Here is a 22,223-nt window from a genome sequence, read left to right on the forward strand (position 1 = left end):
TTTGTATTCATTCATGAAGCTTCCCCCTCCAACTAAGCAATATCAAATGTTAGAATGATAATCCATTAAGGTGTTAAACAAGTGTTGAACTACCCCCACTTTCACTTCGTTTAGAAGAGGGGGATTCCTAAGTAAAGAGTTCTATCGAACTCTAATTTATTAGGCTATCTCCACAGTCCTTGCGGTTAGAAGCCTTATCGCCTCATTCTTTAGATTAATACTTGCGTTAATATCCCTATCATGGTGTGTACGACAAGAAGGACAGTCCCATTTACGTAGGTTTAGATTTTTAACGTCTTTGTTTTGATATCCACAACAAGAACATAATTGGCTTGAAGCAAATGTTTTCGATACGACAATGATTTGTTTGCCGTACCATTTCGCTTTATATTCCAACATGGTTCGAAACTGTGACCATGATACCTCACTAATTGCTTTTGCTAACTTATGATTCTTTAACATATTAGATACTTGCAAATCCTCTATACCAATAACATCGTGGTTTTTGATGATTTCAGTTGAGATTTTGTCCAAGTAATCTTTTCTAGCATTTGCCATGTATTCATGAATTCTAGCTACCTTTATTCGTTGTTTATTCCAGCGAGAAGATCCTTTCATTCTTCTAGAAAGAACACGCTGTGCTTTTACCAACTTCTCTTCTAACGATCGAAAAAACTTCGGATTTTTATAGATTGTTCCATCTGACAAAATGGCGAAATCTTTTAGTCCCACATCCATTCCAATGTAAGAATTTGTTTTCGGAAGTTCTTGCACTTCTGTTTCAACTAACAATGACACAAAGTATCTGCCAGAAGTGTTTCGTCTAACTGTAGCATTTAAAATACGTCCTTTTACTTCACGACTTTTGGCAAATCGAACAAGACCGAGTTTTGGCAATTTTATTTTGTTTCCTACAACGGCAATGTTTTCATTTGTTTGTTTTGTGGTATAAGATTGCACGTTGTTTTTCTTAGATTTGAAACGCGGGGCATTGTTTTGTTTTTTGAAAAGGCGTGTATACGCATCCGCAAGGTTGCGAACAGACGACTGAATCGCAATACTATCCACTTCTTTTAGCCAAACAAACTCTTTCTTCATGGCAGGAAGTTTGGCAGAGCATGTACCATAGGTCAAACCTTTTCCTGTTTCTTTGTATGCATTATCCCATAGAGATAAGAAATGATTGAATACAAAACGAGAACAGCCAATCGTTTTATTGATTAGGGTCGCTTGTGCTTTATTTGGATAGATACGAAATTTATATGCTTTATTGATCATCATTCGTTTCACCCCCATTTCGATATGTGTCTATTATACAACAAACATACATTCGATAGGTAGTGAAGTAACACTTTATGTATGTCGAACAATTAAGATGGCTTCCTGCCATCCCTTGTCCGAAGCCAATTCATCTCCCACCTACTCACTTCGCGTTCCTTGAGGAAGGAGTCTTCTTGGCTAAAATGATAAAAATGATGAAAAAATGACCCAAGAAAAGAAACAATTTTTAAAAGAAGCACCTGAATTTCATAAAACAATTCTATCATCTTTTAGATTTGCAAGATCATCTGTAGTAATAAACGAAAATTACAAGGATTCCGCAGTTATTAATCTGCCCCCATGGACAGGTACCAACATTCAATTCCATATGTATAAAAAAAATGGAACATGGTTTATATACGACGTTCCTTTTCAATAATTAAATAATATATCTTACTGATTTATCAAAAAGATATATTATTTAATTATTGAAAGTAAACTTTTAGATATTTGTTTACTTTCAATACACCTTAAACATTGACTTCACAACATTATCATTATCAAAAATTGAAAAGAAAGAAAGAAAGAAATAATTAATAATAATTTACTGACATACAACATTATTAATTCGAATAACATACTAAGGTAGATTATTTATCTAAAAGGAGGTAATTCTTTCATGAGTAAACATCCACCAGATAAGAATATACCAAAACCAATACCCAAACCAAAAGAACAAAATAATACAAACACCCTAGACGAATGCGAAATTCAAACACATGTACATGAATTTACAGCCAGTACTAAGTTAGCCGAAGAATGTGATGACAGACATAATCATCGTTTTGCAGGTGTTACTAGTGAAGTAATACCAATGGGGAATAGTCATGTACATACTATATTTGTTAATACTGCCTTTTTTAATCATCATCATGAAGTAGCAATAACAACTGGTCCTGCTATCCCTGTCGGTAATGGAAAGCATATACACTTTATAAACGGAACAACTACATTAGATGATGACCACGTTCATGAATTAGAATTCACTACTTTAATTGACCGACCTCTCTTATAAAAAATCACTATTCTTCGAATAGAATAAACAAAAATCCTAGTTTTCACTAGGCTTTTTGCATGAAAAAATACCATTTTCATCTTAATACATATTAAATTTGGTTCTGGTGCAAAAACCTCAGGACGATTGCAATAAATCTACAAATCTTGGACATACTGATACTACTAATCTAAAGAAGGTGCGTGATTGGTATGGAAAAGGAAAATGTATTCAAATGGAAGCATTATCAGCCTGATCTTATTTTGTTAACGGTAAGATGGTAACTACGGTACAACCTCAGTTTTCGTGATTTAGTGGAAATGATGGAGGAACGGGGCTTATCCATTTCCCATACAACGATTATGCGTTGGGTTCATCAGTACGGTCCTGAATTGGATAAACGAATCCGACGTCACCTTAAACAAACAAGTGACTCCTGGAGAGTCGATGAAACATATATCAAAGTAAAAGGTCAATGGATGTACCTTTATCGTGCTGTTGATTCGAAAGGAAATACAATCGATTTTTACCTGAGCAAAACAAAAGACCAGAAGGCTGCAAAATACTTTTTCAAGAAGGCCTTGCAGTCTTTTCATGTTTCAAAACCTCGTGTTATAACAGTCGATAAAAATCCAGCTTATCCTATAGCAATTGAACAGTTGAAAAAAGAAAAAAGCATACCTGGTGGTATGCGACTTAGACAACAAAAGTACTTGAATAACATAATAGAACAAGATCATCGCTTTATAAAGAGGCGAATTCGTTCTATGCTAGGGTTCAAATGTTTTGACACAGCTACATCCATTCTTTCTGGAGTAGAAGCCATGCATATGATTAAAAAAGAATAGGTTGATTTACGGGACCAGTCTGTCCAAAATCAGAAAGAATTCGTCCATCAATTGTTTGGACTTGCAGCATAAGATACGATTCCGTTAGGAATCTATGCGCTTTATTATCTTTTATTCTATTTTTGCACCAGAACCATAATTTACGTTTCATTGTTATGTACCCCTCTGTTATTATTTCTTTTTACTTAACTCTTTTGTTGCTTTGTCTACTAACTCAGAAGCTTCGTCTAAATCTTTTCTAGCTATCTCAATTGAATCTTTAGCATCCTTTTCCAAACCCTTTTGTATGCTTTCTACCCCATGTTTTGAATATATCATTGCTTTACTTACGTTTAGTTGTGGTTTAATGTCTTCAGTTAACTTATAATCTAGTTTATCTATCTTACCTGTTAACTCGAAATAAGGTTTTGATAATTCTTTTAACTTTTCAGCCTTCTTCTTATTAGATTTTCTGCTATCTACAAGGTCTTTTATTTCTTCTGATTGTTTTGTGTAATCTTCAAGTAGATATAATGCATTTTTATTATAGTCTTCTTTCTTATTTTCTTTAACAGAGACTTCCATTGCTTCGTCTTTCTTCTTATCTTTTGATTCACAACCTGCTCCTGTTAATAACAACATTGGAACGACTGCAAAAGCTAACATCTTCCGTTTCATTAGTATCTACCCCTTTACACTCCATTTTGTACATTTTGTATTTCATTTAATGTTGAAGACATTGTATCTAAATATTCCATCATATAGTCTATGTTTGCTTTGGCTTTTTCAGTATCATTTTCATTTAAAGCTATAAATGCTTGGTCTACTACCTGTTTAATTACTTTTGCATCGTCTCTTAGCTGTTCTTTGAAGTAATAGTAACCCTCAGGAGGGTCTATAGTTGCTAGTCTATTAACCCTTCCGCTTATTACACTTAATTGTCCTTTTAACCCTGATTGATTTGTTTTAAGGGTTTCATCTTTTTCGATTAGTGATTTACTAGATTGAACTGCTGTTGATAAATCCTTAGAAGTTTCCTTTACCTCCTCTTGATACTGTTCTAAAGGTGAGGATTGACTAGAACCTTTATGTAACTGCTTGCCTATGTGTTCTCGTTCCTCAGCTAAGGTTCTTCCACCACCAATTATAGCTTCTTTTACTGGTTTATCGGTTGAGTCCTCATTCTTAGAAGTAGATTCTTTATCAGTCTTAGTTGATGACTCTTTCTCTTTAGCTTCTCTCTTAGTGGTTACATCTTGACCTTCTTCGTATATCTTACCTACTTCTGCATATAGTGGTTTTATGACGTCTTTCTTACTATCTGTCTCTGATACCTTTAAGCTATCAGTTTTCTTTTCTTCTGCAACGTCTTTATTAGAACAACCTACTGCTAATGCTAGTGTAATTGGTAGTGCAACTGCTAGTACCTTACGTTTCATCTGTCTACCCCTTGCTAACTATTTTACTTCTTTCATCTTTTTATCTAAGTCTGTTAGTAGTTCGGATACCTTTTTAAAATAGTCTGCACCTTGATGAACTATCCCTTCGTCTTTCGCTATTAAACCGTTTTTAGTTGAACTTAGTCCACCCTTTACTGCATATGTAACTTCATTTACGATACTTTGCACGTCTTTGTATTTATCTCCAGGGTCTAACTCAACCATCTTTTCTGATATATCGTACATAGTCTTAGATTTCTCTTTATACTCTTTTTCTTTTTCTTCTATAGGTTTATTGCTAGTTATTACATCGTTTAAAACTAGTGCTTCTTTAGTTAAATCCTCTAGTAAAGCGTTTAATTTTGACTTGTACTCTTTCTCTGCTTTACGTTTATCATTTGATACTTCTTGAATATCTTTATCTGCTACTTGAAGACTATCAGTCTTCTTATCTTCTGCAACGTCTTTATTTGAACATCCTACCCCTGCTACTAATAAAATTGGTAATGTTACTGCTAATAGTTTACGTTTCATTGTTATATACCCCTTTTGTTTTATGATTTTATTCTTCCGTTTTTGTTAGGCTTAGAATAGTACCAAGTTCCCTCATAAGACCGTCACTACCTTCATCAATCAGGTCAGATGACTTATTAATCTTTGTTTCATCTAATGTAATAAACCCCTCCACCATTGTGTCTAATCCTTCATCAAACACAACTAAAGACTTAGATAGGTCTTCTTGTAGACTATCATACTGTTTTGGTGGTTTAATCTCTCTTAACTTTTTGTTTGCTAACTTCATTTCTCCTATTACTTGCTTTAATTCCTCATGTGTGTTAAGGAATGTAGGGTCTTTCTTCTCTAATGCTACGAATTTCTTTTGGGCTTCTGTCCAAACCATACATACCCCTCGTGTTTTTGCCACATAGTCTAATGTACTCGTTAGTCTACCTTCTTCGTCTGTCTCAAATACTCTTTCGATTACTTTGTTAGTAGACTTCTTTTCCTTACTCGTGTATCTCTTTACTATCCATGCTAGTAGAAGAATAGGTACTACTATGGACATTACTCTCGCCCCTACCGATGTTTCCCCGTTCCCTAAACTAGCTATTGCCCCTGCAAGAGCGAAAAAGAGAGCAGGAACTATGATTACGACTACTAGTATTTTTCGTCTCATATGTAAAGCCCCTCTGTTTGAATACTGTTATTCTATCTTTTGGTATGGTCTACAGCTTTTTCAATTGGTTCCATACCTTCTTCTAAGTAGTCATTACCTTTATACATTAATTCTTTTAATTGTTCCGTCTTCTTTTTTGTTACAGAACCACTTTTTGCTAGACTTAATTGTGTGTCAAACGCTTCTTTATAACAGTCTACTGCTTTTAAAAGAGTTTTGTGTGCTTCTTCAAACTCTTTTGGTGGGTCTATCTTGTAAAACTTAACAAATATTTGTTGTAATTCATCTGTACCTTTTAAGATTTCCTTATTTTGTTCTTTCACATCCATGTCTTTTCTTCCTGCTAGTGCAGTTATTTCTTCCATCTTTAACTTTAATTCATAATGTAAGTTTGACATACGTGAAGGGTACGCTTCTGTCGATAGTTTTTCCTTATCTTCTGCTTTTATTTCTATCTTCGTGTCTGCTTTCGTCTCTGCTTTGTCTGTTCCGCACCCCCCTAATAACATGATTGGAAGTGCTAAACTTACTAGTTTCTTTGCTTTCATTATGTATCCTCCTTTTAGAAAGTATTGTAATTAACATATTGTACCATAACATAAATTATATAAATAAGATATAAAGATTTCCCATCCTTAAGAGAAATTTTGAGTGTTTTAACAATATGAAAAAATGTATTACGGTTGTAGAAAATCCCGCTCCATATGCTTTTTAAAAAATTCCCTTATTGGTTCCTCAGCGTTTGGGAGTTTTTTTATACTCCCATAAACTCACTATCAAAGTAGAACTTGTCCATTAAGTTATTTACAATTCCGTTGAAATAAGCGAATTTACCTTTATTCATTTTTGTACCAGACTTGATTTTCATAACAAACTCTTTAATAGCGTTTAAGCCGATAGTAAGCTCCTGGTCGTTATCAAATGCTTTATCACCGGTAGTAAAGTTAATAGTTTTATTACACTGTCTTACGACCTTCCACAGTTCTTGAATTGTTTTTGATTCAGAATAAAAAGGGTTCTGGTGCAAATATTTGAAGAAGGACACGAATAATAGTAGATTCCTAACGGAATTGTATTTTATGCTATAAGTCCAAACACTTGATGAATGAACTCTTTTTGATTTTGGACAGACTGATTCGGTAAATTAATCTGTCCCTTTTTTATCATATGCATGGCTTCAACACCACTCAATATAGAGGTTGCTGTTTTAAATGACTTGAATCCCAACATAGAACGCACACGTTTCTTAATAAAACGATGATCTTGTTCCACTATATTATTGAGATATTTAGCTTGCCTTAGTTGTATGCCTTCAGGCATATGTTTCTCTTCTTTCAACTCTTGAATCGCTACAGGATAGGCAGGGTTCTTATCTACTGTTATCACGCGAGGTTTAGAAACATACGAAAAAGCCAAGGCTTTCTTGAAAAAGCGCTTGGCTGCTTGTTTATCTCTTGATTTACTTAGATAAAAATCAATTGTATTGCCCTCTGAATCAACCGCACGATATAAGTACATCCATTGACCTTTTACTTTAATATAGGTTTCATCGGCTCTCCACGAGTCATTTGTTGATTTAAGATGATGTCGTACTTTCTCTTCTAATTGAGGTCCATATTGATGAACCCAGCGCATAATCGTTGTGTGAGCAATTGATAATCCTCTTTCCTCCATCATTTCCACCAGGTTACGGAAGCTCAAATTGTACCGCAGGTACCACCTTACTGTTAATAAGATTAGTTCGGGCTGATAATGCTTCCATTTAAACAAATTCTCCTTTTCCATACTGATCACGCACCCTTTCTAGAGTAATAGTATCAGTATGTCCAAGATTTATAGATTCATTGCAATTTTCTCGAAGTTTTTGCACCAGAACCAACAAGTTAATATACTTAACTAAGAAATTTTCCCCGAATAATTTCTTAGAAACTACTATCCATAGATTACCTGTATATTCATAATCTTTCTATATATATCATTTTACAAAGAATTACAAATATGGTCAAAGGTATTTATGTAGTCTTTAAAGGTAAATTTATTARATGAAAAGAAAAGTTTTATTTTTAAACCTTTTCTAATACGATCAATTGTTCATTTTCTAACGAACAAATTACAAACGAAGGTTGAGTCGTGAACATCGATTCATCGTTATTACAACAAAACAAAGGTGAAGAGGCGGATCAATAATGAAGAAAATTAATCTACTTATTGCCGGGGTGCTAACTTTAGGGTTAGTCGCTTGCGGTACAGAAGAAACAGAAGTCAAAACAAAAAAAGAAACGAAGAAAGCAGCAGAACAATAATGCCAAGAACGAGAAAGATACAATAAAATAATAGTTGAATGGGAGTCCAATACATATTATTAAAATTAAAGTGGTTCTAGTCGGAGGAAGGCACCTTAGGGTGTCTTTTCTTTATTTTCAAAAGGACCTGCTCAATTAATACGTAAAAACATAAGGTAAAGTGAATCCATTAAAATTTTTGGTAGCACTGATTATAAAGAAAATGGAAGACTATCAATAACACTGTTAAAAGAAACAGCTAAAGCCATTAAATTTCCAGTTAATCAAGGGAGACTCTTTTTCTCTAAGGGTGGTAAATTTGAAGCAGTTAAGCTGAACATTGCTGAAGTATTTGATAATTTAGAAGAGTTATCAACCATATCAAGATTTCTAACTGGGTATGCGGATTTTGTATTAGTTGGTGATGATTTAGAATTCGGCGTATGTATTGAGAGAACGGAATATCATTATGAATTCAGTATGTGGGGATTAACGAAAATCTAAATTATGAAAATAGACAAAACCACCTTTTTGATAGGTGGTTTTGTCTACTATTTCACATACACATAGGCTTCATTTGCTGTTACATAGTATGTTTTACCTTTGCTATTGTGTACTTTATATTGTGGTGAGCCATTGACACTTACTTTCGCATCAATCATGAATCCTAATCCTATATCTACAGAGCCAGCAACATCTTTGTCTTGCCAAGAAGGGTATTATTGAAACGTAGATTATTAACCTTAGCAACAACATGCTTACCTACAAAGGGACTCCACAGTAATTTCTCCTATTATATATATAAATCATGCTTAGTTAAATTGGTTTAACTTTATATGGAGCCAAAACCTCTAAAAACTTATTTTATAATTACATAAATAATCCCAATATATTTAAAATATGATATAATGATGCATTGATTACTAGTAATTAGGGGGATATACAGCATGAACTATACACATATGCCAAAAGGAATAGGAATGGTTAAGCGGACTCCATTCGCTTCGATACCGAATAAATTCATCGGTATTGGTAAGATTGTTAAAAAACAAACAAAAGTAGAGTGCCCTACATTAACCCAAGACGAACAAGAAATTATTGAAAACAAATTATTATGTTCATTTCTTTCTGAAGAGAAGATATTGATTACTTATTATAGAGATGGTCATTTGCTTACTAGATCTGTGACTGTAACTGACATAAATCCGATAAAGAATTTAATAACTTGCACTGATGCATCTTATAACAGAATTTTCCTTAAATTTATAGATATAATTGATTTGAGATAAAAACATACAGTTTTTCAAATATATCCGGGAATAAAAATGAAAGAATCTTGTATTCTAGGTTAAATACAGATAGAGAAAAATTGTAAGTTCTTGTGAGAGTTAGCAAGATAAAGGCTGTTTGTTTATGTTTTGGACTGTCTGTTATGGTTATCGAATTTACAAATACAAAAGAGGAACAGAACTTAATAGAGAAAGCTAAGGAATCATTTAGATAATAGTTAAAGCCGCCCAATTAAGGATGGCTTCAACTATTACTTCACTTTGATATATTCGTAAAACCATTTACCTTCAGGTCGAGTATCCATCCACCAAGTAATTTTATCTAATTCTGTATTAGGTAAAACTTCGGTTTCGATATTGCATAACCCTGTAAATGGATCAGTAATAATTCTACCTTTCGTTCCTCGTTCAACCATAGCTTGAATCGCTTCGTATAGCAAATTAGTACCAAATCCGCCAGACTTAACGTATTGATAACCACCGTTAGAAACAGATTGTTCTAAGTGTTTCTCTCCTGTATACCAATCTAATGTTTTGTCACCTTGCAATAAATTAATATCCACTTTCCCAATACCATCAATATAACCATTATCGGTATATTGCCAGATATCACAAGGATAAGAGGGTTTCTTTTGTGGACGGCCATCATTTGTTCCATAGCGCGGTAACCAAATAAAATCAGCTTGTACACTTTGTAAATTATAGTCACCGTACATGTGATGAGCTACATAAAATCCTACTTTCCAACCTACAGCTTTACATGTATCAATGAAAGCTGGTGATGCTTTTGCTAAATCATTAAGGTTACCTTTGCTTTTCATTGACTTTTTTGTATCGTCTTCCACATCTAATACAAGGAATTTAGCATTAGGATTTACTCTTGCTAAGAAGTCCTTAGCTTCCACAATTGCATCAGCTACTGATACAAAACATCCATAAGCATATGCCGCATGTGGAATACCGTATTGCTCTAGTTTCGATACATGCTCATTATATAAATGATCTACTAATTTCGAACCGTATTGTACACGACAAATAGCTAATTCAATTTGCGGTGCTGCTACATCCCAACTAATATTATCATTCCATTTTGAAATATCTACAATGTGTCCCATTATTGAACATCTCCTTTTTCATTTTGATCAGCGTCATCTCCATGACTTGTCCAAATGCCTAGTGCAATACCAAATAAATAAACAGATTGCTGCACCTTTTCTAAATTACCTTCAAATCCAGTTACCCCGAACACTGATAAAATCAATCCAAGACATGAAAAGAGCGCAACCCATGTTTTCCAATTGCGCAAACGTTTTAAAATATTTTCTTTTGTAAGTGGCATCTTTAATTTGCCTCCTTTTCTAAAGTATCCAATCTTTTATGAGCTTGTTTAGAACTTTCTTCTACCCTTGTAATACGTTCACCAAGTACAATCATCTGTTTTTCATTCGCCTTTATATCAATACGAATATCATCAACGCCTTTGCTGATGTATTCTAATTTCGCGTTCGTTTCTGCACTTTGTTGGCCATCCGATTTAATGGACCTTGTTTTATACCCAAAATAACTAATTGCAAGAGATAGCAATGCAATTAATAAACCAAGTTCAATTGTCATTTTTTCGCTCCTTTCAAAATAAAAAAGCCTACATTTCGCACGCTTTGAAGATGCTTATTCTGCTGGTTGATATGTTACACCAGTAATCAATTCATATTGCTCCGGCGTAATATTCCCTCTTCTTACAAATACCGCTACATCTTCATTTGATAGGAAGAAACTCGTTATAACTCCTCCTTATGGTAATTCTTCTTGTAAATCCATTCATTTAAATGTATCATTATATAAAAAAATATAAAAATTTGAATCGAGGTGAAAATCATGAGAAGTTTTAGTTCATTATTGATCTCTACTATCTGTTCAACAATCCTTTTAGTTTGGAATTCCCTTTCTTTCTATACTGGATTCACAACAGGACATACATACTACTGGGTTAACGGTATCATAGCCTTGATTTTCCTTCTATTCTTTGTCTTAAATATGCGAGATATCATAAAGAAAAACTACAGAACATCAGGACAATAGGAGTTGATACATATGTGGGAAAGATTTAAAAACTATAAATATTCCTCAAAAGAATTAAAGTTCATGCTTTGGTTATTTGGTATTACTTGTTTTGTACACTCAGTCGATTTCTTTGGCGGACTATTTTCTTCCGAGTTCCTTTGGTTTAAAGGGCTTTGTGCTATAGGAGCATTGTTAGCTTTTATGGATGTTAAGCGACAAATCAATAGGTACAAGATAGCGTTGTAAAAGGAGCCATTGTAGGTTCCTTTTTCTATGCAAAATAAAAAAGCAGCTGTTAAGCTACTTTGAATTCTTCTTATCCCCAAATGAAATGATATATATATTCTCCCGTTACACGTTCATTAATTCCAGCAATCCTAGCGAATCTCATTAAGTCCGCCCCTTGAAGAAAATACACCGAAATCGTAACTGGTACTTGTGACCACATGAATTGATACAGCTCATTCACTCTCTGATTCGTCGAAACGATTAAATCATTTACAGGTCCATGATTCCATGCAGAGGTTTGAACTGAAGTGAACGGAAGGTCTTTCCCATTAACCACTATTCTTGCCACACTTTGAGTTATGTCCACAACAATCCCCTCCACCATTACAAAAATCATCCTGTTTCTATACTCATATTCTTGATTGAAATTAAATGTTTAAGGCAAACCCCTATTTTTATTTCGACTCAGATACAATTTATTTTATAAAATAAAAAGCAGCGGATTCGCTACTTTAATTCTTCTTTATTCGCTTCTATTTCTTCTTCATTAAATGATTTTTGTACATCTCTTTTTAAATCCAATCCCTTATAAACAAGTTCCTTAAACTCTTTCATAAATAATGAATCCACTAATGGATCATTCACCACTTCCCATAACCCTATCAGTTCTGTATATTTAGGCGTTCCCATGAAATATTCATGTGATTTTACAGCTTCAAAGTGTCTATGAAATTCCCAATGACATTCTTCACATAGAGGAATAAGGTTATCATAATCATTTGTCCCACCTGTTTTTAACGGGATTTTATGATGCAGATGAACATCTGTTTTTGAAAAGCATTTTTCGCACATTTTAGGTTTCTTAGTCTGCTTCCAGTATTGCTTACTTATATTTCGGAATTTCTGCCGAAGCTGTTCATATTCCTCCATCATAATTCCTCCCCTTTTAATTCTTTCGCTTTCGCATAAATAGTAGAACGCGGAACACCTGTCATTTTTGAAATATCATTTACACTCAAACCATTTTCCTTCCTATTTAAAAATAAGTTCATGGCTTGTTTAACTTGCTTTTCATCCTGCCCTTTACGTCCCATATGTTTACCCATCGCTTTAGCCCTTTCTCGACCTTCAGCTGTTCTTTCATTGATTAAATCTCTTTCAAACTCAGCAATAGCCCCTAACATAGTAAACATCAATTTACCTGCAGGTGTTGAAAAATCAATTTGTTCTTTAAGAAACACCACCGCTATTCCTCGATCAGCTAATTGATTTACAATCTTATGCAAATCAAATATTGATCTGGCCAAACGATCTATTTTACAAACAACAAATTTATCTCCTTCTCTCATATACTCTAGTGCCTTTTGCAATTCTTCCCGATCACTATTAGCTCCACTGTACTTTTCAGAATATATTTTGTCACATCTATATTCTGTTAACCTTTCAATTTGTGCATCTAAGTTTTGATCTTTTGTACTTACCCTTGCATAACCAACGATAGCCATCCAAATCACCTCAAAATAGTCTAAAAGTCTTAAGAATTATATACTTTTATTTTAGACTATCTTTTAGACATTAACAACTATCTGTTTACAAAGTTTTTACCCTATAAATTTTAATTGTACAAAAGGGTCAACTTTTAGACAGGCAAACAGGACATTTATTTTCGTTCGTTATGTTCGCTTGTTTTGTTAGACCTTAAATCGAATTGCAACTACATTCTTCTTATTTAATAAGTATTAGTTTAGAAAAAACCCATAAACAAAAAAAGAGTGCTGTGAAGAAGCACACTCATTCAAAGGACTTTACCAATCCCGATGATCATCATGATCACGGTCATGATTACGTCTGCGACGACACTCATCACAATCACAGTCACGGTCACGTCCACAACGACGGTCATCACAATCTCTATGTCTGCGTCTGCAAAACATTAAATCATCCCAAAATCTATTACAATCTCTGCAATGTCTGAAATTACAATTACATCCCATAAATATGATTACCTCCTCTTAACAATAGAATTCCTCATATTCTATGATTAAAAGTTAAAAACAGCTTGTTTATTAGTCTACTTTCTGCATTTTAAAGTAATAATATTATTATCTAATCTTCAAATTGCAAGTCTATTTCACCCCTTATCATCTCTTAACAACAAACAAGACGCCAGCCAGATTACGGCAGCGCCTACGATAATTGCTATTGGTTTAATCATTATTCCGCTAATAATCCTAATTCGTGTTGAATCCCTGAGAACGAATAGCCATATGCAAATCCAACAATACGAATACCTGGAGCGTATCTATATTCTAAATCCTCGTTGTACGTTTTCCTATAATACTCTAACTTAGTATCAATATTTTGCTTATGATTAATAATTACTTCATCACTAGGGAATCCGTCCATTTCGATTTGAACAGCTAAATACTCTGCACCTTCATTTACAGCCTCATTAAAACACCGCTCTAATCCATCTAATGTTAAATCCATTATTCATCCTCCTCCAAAATAAAAAGCACCCGAATGGATGCTTTTATAGCAATTATTGATTTGTGTTTTAATTACGGTAAATGAAGTTTTATTCTTCTTCCAATCACCAAATGTCGCTACACTATTCCAACAATATTAAGTAACTGGAAGAAGAGCAAAAGCTCTCCTTAATAACGGTATCATTCAATCACTACCATCTGCTGGTTTCGGATTTTATGTGCCGTCATTATGAAACCGTTTAGACAACATATAGATTATAAAGGAATCTTTATGAGTTGTGTTTTAAGCCACTTCTCACAATACAAATATATCACGTTAACTCCAAAACAACCGGCACATTTACTGCCAAAAAGCGGTCACGACTCTGCCATGTTTTTAATTAATTGTTGCTTTAATTCTGTTTAATAATTTTTGGTATAATTCGTTTTCTGTTGACCACTTAATATGACTAAATTGTCTAGTATCAAAATGAATATCTTTAAAATCGTCATCTTTACATGTCCATATAACAGTCTTACCTAGTCCCATCGCATAACCAGCTTCGAAATAAACTCCACCTCTGTGTCCGGTAAAATCTGCAATTACAAATTTACTTTGTCTTATTTTGACTATAATTTCATCAGTTATGTCATTATTATGTTCCGCTTCTTCAATTCTGATAGGCTGGTATCCTGCCTCTTTTATAGCTTTTGTGATTGCATTCTTATATGGACCATCCATTTTTGGACTAAACGACATTGCGACAAATGCCTGCTTATTATCCGCTTCTCTTCCTTTTTCTAATTCTGCAATACGATTCCACCCTTTCGCTGTAACTGTAATATGTGCAGGGAAATCTGCTGCCGATAGCTTAGATATCTCAATCAGTTCGTCCTGAAATAGTTGGGTCGCTATATATTTCATTTCCAACAAGTGAACACTCTGTACAAAAAATAGAGATTTATCTGATTCACGAATATATACTGGGTCACCTGGAAATTTGGACAATTTAGCTAAGTTTATTAATGACTCATCCAACCTATCAGAAGCACTATCTGGATATTCACTTAATAGATCCTCTAAAAGATAAATAGGATACGGAAATTCTGAAAGATTTTTATCTGGTCGATTAAGAAAAATCATTATTTTCCCCATCCCTCTAATGGTTCTCTTTCTTAAAATTGCAGAAAGTTTTCTCTTCTGCTCTACATTTAATTCAAATCTCGCTTCTTCAGCCATGGAAAATGTACCACAATTCTCACATTTATATTGCTCTACACGTCCTCCTCCCACTCCCACTAATTTTTGTTCCTCAATAGAGTTTTGACAAACCGGACATCTTTCACTCATCACAATCACTACTTTCTTTTTTATAGTATAATCTTAACATATAAATAATCGACTTACCCATATCTTATATTGTGTGTAACTGCCCCCTTCGCTAAATCCCTTGATATCATTGATTTCATTTAACTTTCTCTTTTGGGTTACACAGTACGAAAATTATGAGTAACTGTATAGGGATACCACCAACATTTTGTAAAATAACCTACGCTATGCGGAAAAATAAAATAAGCTGCCCATGTGGACAGCTTATTTACATAATTATCGATATGGGAAGTGAAATTTATACTTTTTCATTGGTCTTTTATAATCTACTAGCCCTTAATTCTTTGAAATTCTTGATTAATTCTTCTCCGAAAATATAAATAACTTTTTCCCATGGATGCCCTAAATAACCCCACTTAAAGTCTTTTTGCAAAAAGAAATAATAATCTCCATCCGGAAAAAATGGGATTTTCCATTGATGATCCTTTTCGTTTAGATTTAAATTTAAACTAGGATTCATCCAGTAGCTATCATGATGCCAATCTAACGCATATATATATTCATGTTTCTCGGTACATAAAATAAGAGCTTTCAATAATATATGATCAAAAATATAATCATCGTCATCAGTCCATTTTCCTTCAAAATAATTAGGTAAATCATAAGTAATATATGGACAAGAAAATTTAAATGACTGTTCACCATCTATATTAGGATTAAAAGCAAATTCATCATAAAATCTATCCCAAACATTCTCATATTCTTGTTCATTTAACAAAATCCATTCTTTCAAACTCCGTACCTACTTTCTAATATTATTATATAATTAAAATACCACGATGAAATTGTATATTCTATTCATTGCTAATTTACATAACACATTTTATCGGTAGCAAGGAAAAGGGAGGAAACCGTACTCTCACCAAGGAACCTTCTTTTTTTGTTCTATGGATCTATGCACTTTTTTATACATTCCTATCCTAGCACGGTTTTTGGATTCTTGTTTGTTACTAGAACTGTATAAAATCTTGCATACTCTTAGCATGAGTTTTTCCAAAATGCTGCAATACCCTAGATTTAAAAAGAAATAAGCAGTGATTAGATTTTAAACCTAGTCATTGCTTTATCCATTGCATCTTGATTTACACCTATATAACGTAACGTGACCTTCTCTGACGAGTGATTGAATATCTCCATAAGTAATGCTATGTTTTTCGTTTGCATGTACATGTGATACCCGTATGTTTTTCTTAACGTATGTGTTCCTATTTCATCTAACCCAAACTCTGCCGCTGCTCCGCTTAATATCTTATATGCCATGCTACGACCAATTGGACGATTCTTACCTTGTCTGCTTTGCATTAAATACTCATTGTCTTCTCTTTCTACAATAAACCATTTAAGTTCTCTTTTCAGCGCTGCAGTAATTTGTATTCGTTTCTCTTTCCCTGTTTTCTTTTCCCGCATAGATATATGGCTGCCTTTAACATCCCCTACCTTCAATTTCAAAATATCTGAGATTCTGAGACCTGTATTAATACCCATAATGAAAAGAATGTAATTACGTAAGCTCTTTTCCTTAAAATACTCTTTTAGCTGTTGTATTCGCTCTGGATCACGTATTGGCTGAACAAAATTCATTATTCATTACCTCCAGATTCTTCAGTCTCATAAACTTCTAATCTAAGAGCAAATGCTAATTTATAAAAAGCATTAGATTTATTTCTTCTATATGTACGTTCACTCATACCAATATCGTTATAAACCATATAATCAAAGACTTCCTCATCTTCCAAATATCGTTTTACAATGATATCTCGTTGATTTTTGCTAAATCGACTTAATGTTTATCAATTTGAAAAGATAAACGTTGTAATTTTAATTCTCTTTCACTCATTGCAACATTTGCTAAAGCAACATCTTCAGCTGGCTTGCCTACCATGTTTGTTGGGCCATGATATCTTACCTCGCAAGAAGCTGTGACCTTCATCTCATTTCTAATCATCCCAAATTTTCTATAAATACGAACATTTTCAAGAATCTCTTCTAAACGAACTTGTGTTGCTTTACGATCAATTTTAGGTAAGAAAGTTAATTGCGTCATATATAAAAACACTCCTTATCTATTTTATTAATAAAAAAACAAAAAGCGGACACCAAACCATAGAGCACTATCACTTATGCTCTTTATGGTTTGATGTCCGCTGGTTCTTCCAGTAGGACTAAATATTTAATTGGTATTATTATATCATTTTCTCATATTGTAGTAACTTTGTTATTAGAAAAGGATTATTTTATTAAGTCCTCTATGAAATACTTTCTTCTATCTCTTGGCTTTCTTCTCTTATTTGACCGATTAATGAAACTACTGAACCGACCGCTTGGACCCAACTCCCCGTAATCACTATAAGCTGCCCATCCTCCTCATCGTCTTCCGAAATTCCCTCCACTTTATCCCGACTAGCTTTCAATTCATCTATTCCACCTATTGCCTGTAATGAATTACCAGTCGCTTGTAACACATTCCCGATAATGATATACGATTCATCCATATTGGAACTATCTTCTATTTCCCCACCTATTGATGTAACACCACCTAATGCTTGTATCCAATTTCCTGCAATTACTAATTTTTTTTTGTTTCATCTTCAAATTCTATAATGAGTCCTGTTAGAACCGTTACATTACCAATTGATTGGATTTCGTTCCCAATCAATTCAAGGGATATTTCTCCTTGTCCATCAGCTTCCAGACCATTCCCCGTTGCTTGTAATACATTCCCCCATACGCTCAAATCTTTTCTTAATTCGCTGTTCAATCTTTTTAAAGGTGTACTCCCAATCGCAGCAATAATTGTCCCTAATGCAACAAACCATGCGCCAACTATCTCCTTAATCGGATCATCCATTCTCAATCTACCCCGTCATTAATTTACTACTTGCAAGATATGTATTGGAGCATCTTCATGTTAATGGCCTACTTCTCTCCCTCCTGAATAAAGCTCAATATTTCGTAAATACTATACATACATCTAGAGTTACATCACTGTTTGGAGCAGTTAGCTACTTCAGCTAGCTGCTTTGTTGTGCCAAATTAATTTTGGGTTCAAATAATTCACACCTTTTGAAAAATACACATCCGATATTACGTATTCTTTTACAGTAATGGTACTGGTCATAAGAGCAACCTCAAAGGTTGCTCTTTTAAATTTAATCTTCTCTTTAATCTGTTCACAATTTTATGCGGTAGACATATTATTAACAAGACAAGACATAGTTTATATATAGTGGTGCACAAAAAACTTTGTGCACCATTTTTCATCTCGATAACTTAGTATTTAAATAGCTTTTTTGTTCAAATACTTCACGCCCATGAAAAAATTTCATTTGGTATCACGTACTCTTTTACACTAAGAGCTTTGATACGAAGAGCACTTATATATAGTGCTCTTTTTGGTATGGAATGCGAAATAAAGGCTCGCTCTTAAAACCTTTTATGTAATTATTATAGGTTTCTTCCTTACACCCGTGTGTCTGTTTACTCATAAGTTGTTAAAGTATAAATATAAATTGGTAGTTAATTTATAAGGGAGGTGTAAAAATGAGTAAATTTAAAAAGAATTGTCACATACCCTTTCCATGTTCCTTTCCTTTGCCTCAAATAGGGCCTACTGGAATAACTGGAGCTACTGGACCTTCTGGGCCAACCGGCATAACCGGAGCTACTGGACCTCCGGGGCCTACTGGACCTACTGGAATAACTGGAGCAACCGGACCTTCTAGTGGACCTCCGGGGCCTACTGGACCTACTGGAATAACTGGAGTAACCGGACCTTCTGGTGGACTTCCGGGGCCTACTGGACCTACTGGAATAACTGGAGCAACCGGACCTTCTGGTGGACCTCCGGGGCCTACTGGACCTACTGGAGTAACTGGAGTAACCGGACCTTCTGGTGGACCTCCGGGGCCTACTGGACCTACTGGAATAACTGGAGCAACCGGACCTTCTGGTGGACCTCCGGGGCCTACTGGACCTACTGGAATAACTGGAGCAACCGGACCTTCTGGTGGACCTCCGGGGCCTACTGGACCTACTGGAATAACTGGAGTAACCGGACCTTCTGGTGGACTTCCGGGGCCTACTGGACCTACTGGAGCAACCGGACCTTCTGGTGGACCTCCGGGGCCTACTGGACCTACCGGACTTACAGTATCTGGGTTATCTCATTATGCTTATGTTTTCAATACAGCAGCTCAAGTTGTTGCCTTAGAAGCACCTATTCTTTTTAATTCACATGGTAGAATGACACCTGGTTTTACTCATACGCTTGGAACTTCTCAATTGATGGTTCTTAATGCAGGAGATTATAAAATTTCTTTTTCTATATCAGGAGTTGAGCCTAATCAATTCACACTTTTTTTAAATGGTGCTTCGGTTACCAGCGCAGTTTATGGATCAGGTGCAGGAACTCAACCAAACAACGGCCAAACAATCCTCACTTTAGCTGCAGGTGATATTATTACCCTTAATAATCATACTTCCGCTGCTGCAGTTACTTTGCAGACTTTGGCAGGTGGAACACAAACAAATATAAATGCTTCGATTGTAATTGAAAAATTAAATTAATTTAATCATTTATTTCTTGAAACTCTGGCAGTAAATAACCTAGAGTGGATTCTTTTTTTAACAAGCAGTTAGCTTTTGCTAGCTGCTCTTTTAATTAAAATAACGATTTTGTTTTAAAACTACACAAAGCGAAAGAAATACGCATACAATGTCGCGGATTCTTTTTCAATGTAAGTTTGGGTAGAAGAGCACCTTGGTAAGCGCTCTTTAATTTCTACTGTATATTTTTATACGCAATTCATATACTTTAAATAACCTGTTATGTCTTCAACAAATATTTTAGTGACATTCCACTTTTTTGAGACAACAAGCCCTCCGGTTGTTGTCTTTTTTCTCTATTCAAATAAGGATTTTGTTTTAAAATTGCACCTACCTAAATAGCACGTATACAATATCGTGTGTATTCATATTCAATATAAATTTTAGTCAGAGAGCTCTTTTCAAAGAGCTCTCTATTTTTCAAATCAGGACCTTGTTCTATTTTTTATTTAAAACGTATAAATCAAAATGGTGGTAAGTAATTATCTTGACAATTGAATAATTCTTATTTCGGCACCTATACGAAGTGCTCTTTTTTGATTATTACAAAATAACTATTTTATTAAAATCTTCACGAGCAATAACTTCGAATTCTTAGATCAAAATGAACCTCTAGATGATTACAACATATGCTAATTTAAATACTTTCTAGGAAATTAGGTGCGTACTATGCCCTCAGTTGTAGCAAACCTTGTCGCACAAAATAGTACTGGTTCTTTCAACTTAGGCGATTTTTATAATGTTTCTCCAAAAGAGAATACAAAATCTTATAATGGTTCAGGATCATCAAATGTTGGTTTTGTTATCAATACCTTTAGCGGTGTTAGGTTCGTTGTGTTATTATTTTTTATAATAAATACGGTACATGAAATTATTTTATTGATTTTAAAAAAAGCCCCATGTAAGGGCCACTTATTTTACAAGGTACTGTTTTACTTCTTTTATTAATAGTTCCGCACCTTCTGGATTTAATGTTATCTTACCATTTGCTAATACTATGTTACGATTTGACACCTCTTCTGTTAATGCACAAACACCACCAGGCTGATACTTCTGTAAAACAATGTCTTCACCTTCTACAAAGATCTCTAATGGTGATTTTTCTTTAATACCTAGCGTATTTCTAAGTTCCTTTGGAATTACCACACGCCCTAACTCATCTACTTTTCTAGTTACTCCGGTTGCTTTCATCTAATATCTTTCCCCATACATGAAAATTTAGTTTCATTTACAAAAGAACAAGTAAAATAAATAGAGGATTTTTGGCACGATAACAAGATAAGTAATTGAAATGAAGCAATTCGTCAGCTAGTAGAAAAGGGTTAAGTCTTAAATAATGACTAGCCTTTTTATTCCCCCTAAAAACCCCAAAAACACATTTAAAGTCCTTATCTGTCTTTACATATGTTTTTAAAATGAACAAGACCTATTTTAACTTGTCCATCGAAACGCAAAATAAACAAACCTGAAAAGTCGTTTTTAAATTAAACTTCCTTTTTTTAATACACTCTTTAAAAAATTGAAAAAGAGCTGAATTTTTATCACAGCTCATGTATTTATTAGCTCTGTATGCGTACATGTAGAGTGTTGAGAACATCCAAAAATCTTGCTTCCTGTTTTATTTGATGTACAAAATCAGTCTTTCCTAAATCAGAAAGATTTCATTCACAGAATTTTTGGACTTATAGTATAAAATACGATTCCGTTAAAAATCTACTATCGTTCCTCTTCATATATTGGCACCAGAACCTCCTTTTTAACCAAAAAAGTTGAGGATTCCCCCAACTTTTTGATTCATCTATTGTCTTATTAGTCCTGTAGATGTAACCTGATATATTCTCTTCTTACCCATATATTCCTGTTTGCCATTCTCAAGGTTAGTTAAAGTAGCTCGTATCTTTTCCTTTTCTGCTTCCCCTTCTATATGGGTAAGTTCAATGTAATCCCCAACTTTTACAGGAACGGTTTGGGTTTCAGCAGTTCGTTGTCTATTTCCCACAATTTCTTTATTGTACACAACGCTACCCGATGAGTTCTGTACTTTTATACTTGCATACGTACTATTAAAGTAGGAATGTGGTATACCAGCTTCTAATTGTATCTGCATTTTTTCTATCTCTTTATTCAATGATGTTTCAACAGA

General features: G+C 34.2%; 26 protein-coding genes and 9 pseudogenes. 9 read left to right on the forward strand and 26 right to left on the reverse strand.

Annotated elements, in window-relative coordinates; genetic code table 11:
- Positions 1–159 precede the first annotated feature (159 nt).
- Complete coding sequence (gene tnpB / locus BG05_RS00635; protein WP_041867958.1) at positions 160–1,281, reverse strand: IS200/IS605 family element RNA-guided endonuclease TnpB; 1,122 nt, start codon at positions 1,279–1,281, stop codon at positions 160–162.
- Between the two features lie 658 nt (positions 1,282–1,939).
- On the opposite strand from tnpB, the gene BG05_RS00645 reads away from it, so the two are divergent.
- Together BG05_RS00645 and BG05_RS00650 are read left to right on the forward strand one after the other, a co-directional pair.
- Positions 1,940–2,335, forward strand: a complete 396-nt coding sequence (locus tag BG05_RS00645) for a YmaF family protein (protein WP_003193679.1) — start codon at positions 1,940–1,942, stop codon at positions 2,333–2,335.
- A 191-nt stretch (positions 2,336–2,526) separates the two neighbouring features.
- Positions 2,527–3,234, forward strand: a pseudogene (locus BG05_RS00650) (IS6 family transposase).
- Between the two features lie 99 nt (positions 3,235–3,333).
- Here BG05_RS00650 and BG05_RS00655 read toward each other — a convergent pair.
- The 7 genes and pseudogenes from BG05_RS00655 to BG05_RS00685 form a co-directional block, all read right to left on the reverse strand.
- Positions 3,334–3,819, reverse strand: coding sequence for a hypothetical protein (locus tag BG05_RS00655; protein WP_002191510.1), 486 nt, complete (start codon positions 3,817–3,819; stop codon positions 3,334–3,336).
- 14 nt (positions 3,820–3,833) lie between these two features.
- Positions 3,834–4,580 carry a hypothetical protein gene (locus BG05_RS00660; RefSeq protein WP_003193738.1) on the reverse strand — a complete coding sequence of 249 codons (747 nt, stop codon included), beginning with the start codon at positions 4,578–4,580 and terminating at the stop codon, positions 3,834–3,836.
- 18 nt (positions 4,581–4,598) lie between these two features.
- The gene (locus BG05_RS00665; protein WP_003193740.1) at positions 4,599–5,114 is read right to left on the reverse strand and encodes a hypothetical protein; all 516 of its coding nucleotides are present in this window, start codon (positions 5,112–5,114) and stop codon (positions 4,599–4,601) included.
- 28 nt (positions 5,115–5,142) lie between these two features.
- Positions 5,143–5,757, reverse strand: coding sequence for a DUF7018 domain-containing (lipo)protein (locus tag BG05_RS00670; protein WP_002191507.1), 615 nt, complete (start codon positions 5,755–5,757; stop codon positions 5,143–5,145).
- A gap of 32 nt (positions 5,758–5,789) precedes the next feature.
- On the reverse strand, positions 5,790–6,305 hold the full coding sequence (locus tag BG05_RS00675; RefSeq protein WP_002191506.1) for a DUF7018 domain-containing (lipo)protein: 516 nt from the start codon (positions 6,303–6,305) through the stop codon (positions 5,790–5,792).
- Between the two features lie 206 nt (positions 6,306–6,511).
- Positions 6,512–6,769 (reverse strand): annotated as a pseudogene (locus BG05_RS00680) (hypothetical protein); the annotation flags it as partial.
- A gap of 65 nt (positions 6,770–6,834) precedes the next feature.
- Positions 6,835–7,542 (reverse strand): IS6 family transposase, encoded by a 708-nt coding sequence (locus BG05_RS00685; protein WP_033713870.1) that lies wholly within the window; start codon positions 7,540–7,542, stop codon positions 6,835–6,837.
- Between the two features lie 401 nt (positions 7,543–7,943).
- On the opposite strand from BG05_RS00685, the gene BG05_RS00690 reads away from it, so the two are divergent.
- Positions 7,944–8,060: a hypothetical protein gene (locus BG05_RS00690; protein ID WP_003193749.1), complete on the forward strand. Its 117-nt coding sequence runs from the start codon at positions 7,944–7,946 to the stop codon at positions 8,058–8,060.
- 159 nt (positions 8,061–8,219) lie between these two features.
- Positions 8,220–8,543, forward strand: a pseudogene (locus tag BG05_RS28895) (YxiF family protein); the annotation flags it as partial.
- A 47-nt stretch (positions 8,544–8,590) separates the two neighbouring features.
- Here BG05_RS28895 and BG05_RS31360 read toward each other — a convergent pair.
- Positions 8,591–8,814: pseudogene (locus BG05_RS31360) on the reverse strand (N-acetylmuramoyl-L-alanine amidase); the annotation flags it as partial.
- Between the two features lie 172 nt (positions 8,815–8,986).
- Between BG05_RS31360 and BG05_RS00700 the strand changes: the two are divergent.
- Positions 8,987–9,328 carry a YolD-like family protein gene (locus BG05_RS00700; protein WP_002187255.1) on the forward strand — a complete coding sequence of 114 codons (342 nt, stop codon included), beginning with the start codon at positions 8,987–8,989 and terminating at the stop codon, positions 9,326–9,328.
- A 251-nt stretch (positions 9,329–9,579) separates the two neighbouring features.
- Here BG05_RS00700 and BG05_RS00705 read toward each other — a convergent pair whose 3' ends face one another.
- The 4 genes from BG05_RS00705 to BG05_RS32045 are packed head-to-tail and all read right to left on the reverse strand — an operon-like array spanning position 9,580 to position 11,110.
- Positions 9,580–10,443: a GH25 family lysozyme gene (locus BG05_RS00705; protein WP_003193751.1), complete on the reverse strand. Its 864-nt coding sequence runs from the start codon at positions 10,441–10,443 to the stop codon at positions 9,580–9,582.
- Positions 10,443–10,667, reverse strand: a complete 225-nt coding sequence (locus BG05_RS00710) for a hypothetical protein (RefSeq protein WP_003193754.1) — start codon at positions 10,665–10,667, stop codon at positions 10,443–10,445. Before BG05_RS00710 ends, BG05_RS00705 begins: the two co-directional genes overlap by 1 nt.
- A gap of 2 nt (positions 10,668–10,669) precedes the next feature.
- Positions 10,670–10,942, reverse strand: coding sequence for a hypothetical protein (locus BG05_RS00715; RefSeq protein WP_002187259.1), 273 nt, complete (start codon positions 10,940–10,942; stop codon positions 10,670–10,672).
- A gap of 54 nt (positions 10,943–10,996) precedes the next feature.
- Positions 10,997–11,110: an XkdX family protein gene (locus tag BG05_RS32045; RefSeq protein ID WP_080029303.1), complete on the reverse strand. Its 114-nt coding sequence runs from the start codon at positions 11,108–11,110 to the stop codon at positions 10,997–10,999.
- Between the two features lie 93 nt (positions 11,111–11,203).
- Between BG05_RS32045 and BG05_RS31365 the strand changes: the two genes are divergently transcribed.
- On the forward strand, positions 11,204–11,407 hold the full coding sequence (locus tag BG05_RS31365) for a hypothetical protein (protein ID WP_016127765.1): 204 nt from the start codon (positions 11,204–11,206) through the stop codon (positions 11,405–11,407).
- Positions 11,408–11,419: 12 nt separating this feature from the next.
- The gene (locus BG05_RS00720; protein ID WP_002187260.1) at positions 11,420–11,635 is read left to right on the forward strand and encodes a hypothetical protein; all 216 of its coding nucleotides are present in this window, start codon (positions 11,420–11,422) and stop codon (positions 11,633–11,635) included.
- 70 nt (positions 11,636–11,705) lie between these two features.
- On the opposite strand, the gene BG05_RS00725 is transcribed toward BG05_RS00720, so the two are convergent.
- The 10 genes and pseudogenes from BG05_RS00725 to BG05_RS32095 form a co-directional block, all read right to left on the reverse strand.
- Positions 11,706–12,002, reverse strand: coding sequence for a hypothetical protein (locus BG05_RS00725; protein WP_002078426.1), 297 nt, complete (start codon positions 12,000–12,002; stop codon positions 11,706–11,708).
- Between the two features lie 122 nt (positions 12,003–12,124).
- Complete coding sequence (locus BG05_RS00730) at positions 12,125–12,547, reverse strand: HNH endonuclease (RefSeq protein ID WP_002187261.1); 423 nt, start codon at positions 12,545–12,547, stop codon at positions 12,125–12,127.
- Entirely contained in the window at positions 12,547–13,122 is a 576-nt protein-coding gene (locus tag BG05_RS00735) for a recombinase family protein (protein ID WP_002191419.1), read from the reverse strand. The genes BG05_RS00730 and BG05_RS00735 overlap by 1 nt, the downstream gene beginning before the upstream one ends.
- A gap of 300 nt (positions 13,123–13,422) precedes the next feature.
- Entirely contained in the window at positions 13,423–13,611 is a 189-nt protein-coding gene (locus BG05_RS28915; RefSeq protein WP_016127767.1) for a hypothetical protein, read from the reverse strand.
- A 220-nt stretch (positions 13,612–13,831) separates the two neighbouring features.
- On the reverse strand, positions 13,832–14,107 hold the full coding sequence (locus BG05_RS00740) for a hypothetical protein (protein ID WP_003193761.1): 276 nt from the start codon (positions 14,105–14,107) through the stop codon (positions 13,832–13,834).
- 375 nt (positions 14,108–14,482) lie between these two features.
- Positions 14,483–15,436 (reverse strand): nucleoside 2-deoxyribosyltransferase, encoded by a 954-nt coding sequence (locus tag BG05_RS00745; RefSeq protein ID WP_002187268.1) that lies wholly within the window; start codon positions 15,434–15,436, stop codon positions 14,483–14,485.
- Positions 15,437–15,734: 298 nt separating this feature from the next.
- On the reverse strand, positions 15,735–16,208 hold the full coding sequence (locus BG05_RS00750; protein ID WP_002187269.1) for a DUF2716 domain-containing protein: 474 nt from the start codon (positions 16,206–16,208) through the stop codon (positions 15,735–15,737).
- Positions 16,209–16,513: 305 nt separating this feature from the next.
- Entirely contained in the window at positions 16,514–17,056 is a 543-nt protein-coding gene (locus tag BG05_RS00755) for a site-specific integrase (protein WP_002187270.1), read from the reverse strand.
- Positions 17,056–17,519, reverse strand: a pseudogene (locus tag BG05_RS00760) (ArpU family phage packaging/lysis transcriptional regulator). The gene BG05_RS00755 and the pseudogene BG05_RS00760 overlap by 1 nt, the downstream one beginning before the upstream one ends.
- Positions 17,520–17,721: 202 nt before the next feature.
- Positions 17,722–18,323 (reverse strand): annotated as a pseudogene (locus tag BG05_RS32095) (DUF6944 family repetitive protein).
- Between the two features lie 692 nt (positions 18,324–19,015).
- Between BG05_RS32095 and BG05_RS00775 the strand changes: the two are divergent.
- Together BG05_RS00775 and BG05_RS31370 are read left to right on the forward strand one after the other, a co-directional pair.
- The gene (locus BG05_RS00775) at positions 19,016–20,041 is read left to right on the forward strand and encodes a BclA C-terminal domain-containing protein (protein ID WP_041867960.1); all 1,026 of its coding nucleotides are present in this window, start codon (positions 19,016–19,018) and stop codon (positions 20,039–20,041) included.
- Between the two features lie 708 nt (positions 20,042–20,749).
- Positions 20,750–20,905, forward strand: a pseudogene (locus BG05_RS31370) (spore germination protein); the annotation flags it as partial.
- Between the two features lie 87 nt (positions 20,906–20,992).
- Here the strand turns inward: BG05_RS31370 and BG05_RS00785 are convergent.
- The 3 genes and pseudogenes from BG05_RS00785 to BG05_RS00790 form a co-directional block, all read right to left on the reverse strand.
- Positions 20,993–21,271 carry an AbrB/MazE/SpoVT family DNA-binding domain-containing protein gene (locus tag BG05_RS00785; protein ID WP_002187279.1) on the reverse strand — a complete coding sequence of 93 codons (279 nt, stop codon included), beginning with the start codon at positions 21,269–21,271 and terminating at the stop codon, positions 20,993–20,995.
- Positions 21,272–21,628: 357 nt separating this feature from the next.
- A pseudogene (locus BG05_RS30420) lies at positions 21,629–21,706 on the reverse strand (restriction endonuclease); the annotation flags it as partial.
- A 172-nt stretch (positions 21,707–21,878) separates the two neighbouring features.
- Positions 21,879–22,184: pseudogene (locus tag BG05_RS00790) on the reverse strand (putative mucin/carbohydrate-binding domain-containing protein); the annotation flags it as partial.
- Between the last annotated feature and the right edge of the window lie 39 nt (positions 22,185–22,223).

The sequence above is a fragment of the Bacillus mycoides genome, assembly GCF_000832605.1.
GTDB lineage: Bacteria > Bacillota > Bacilli > Bacillales > Bacillaceae_G > Bacillus_A > Bacillus_A mycoides.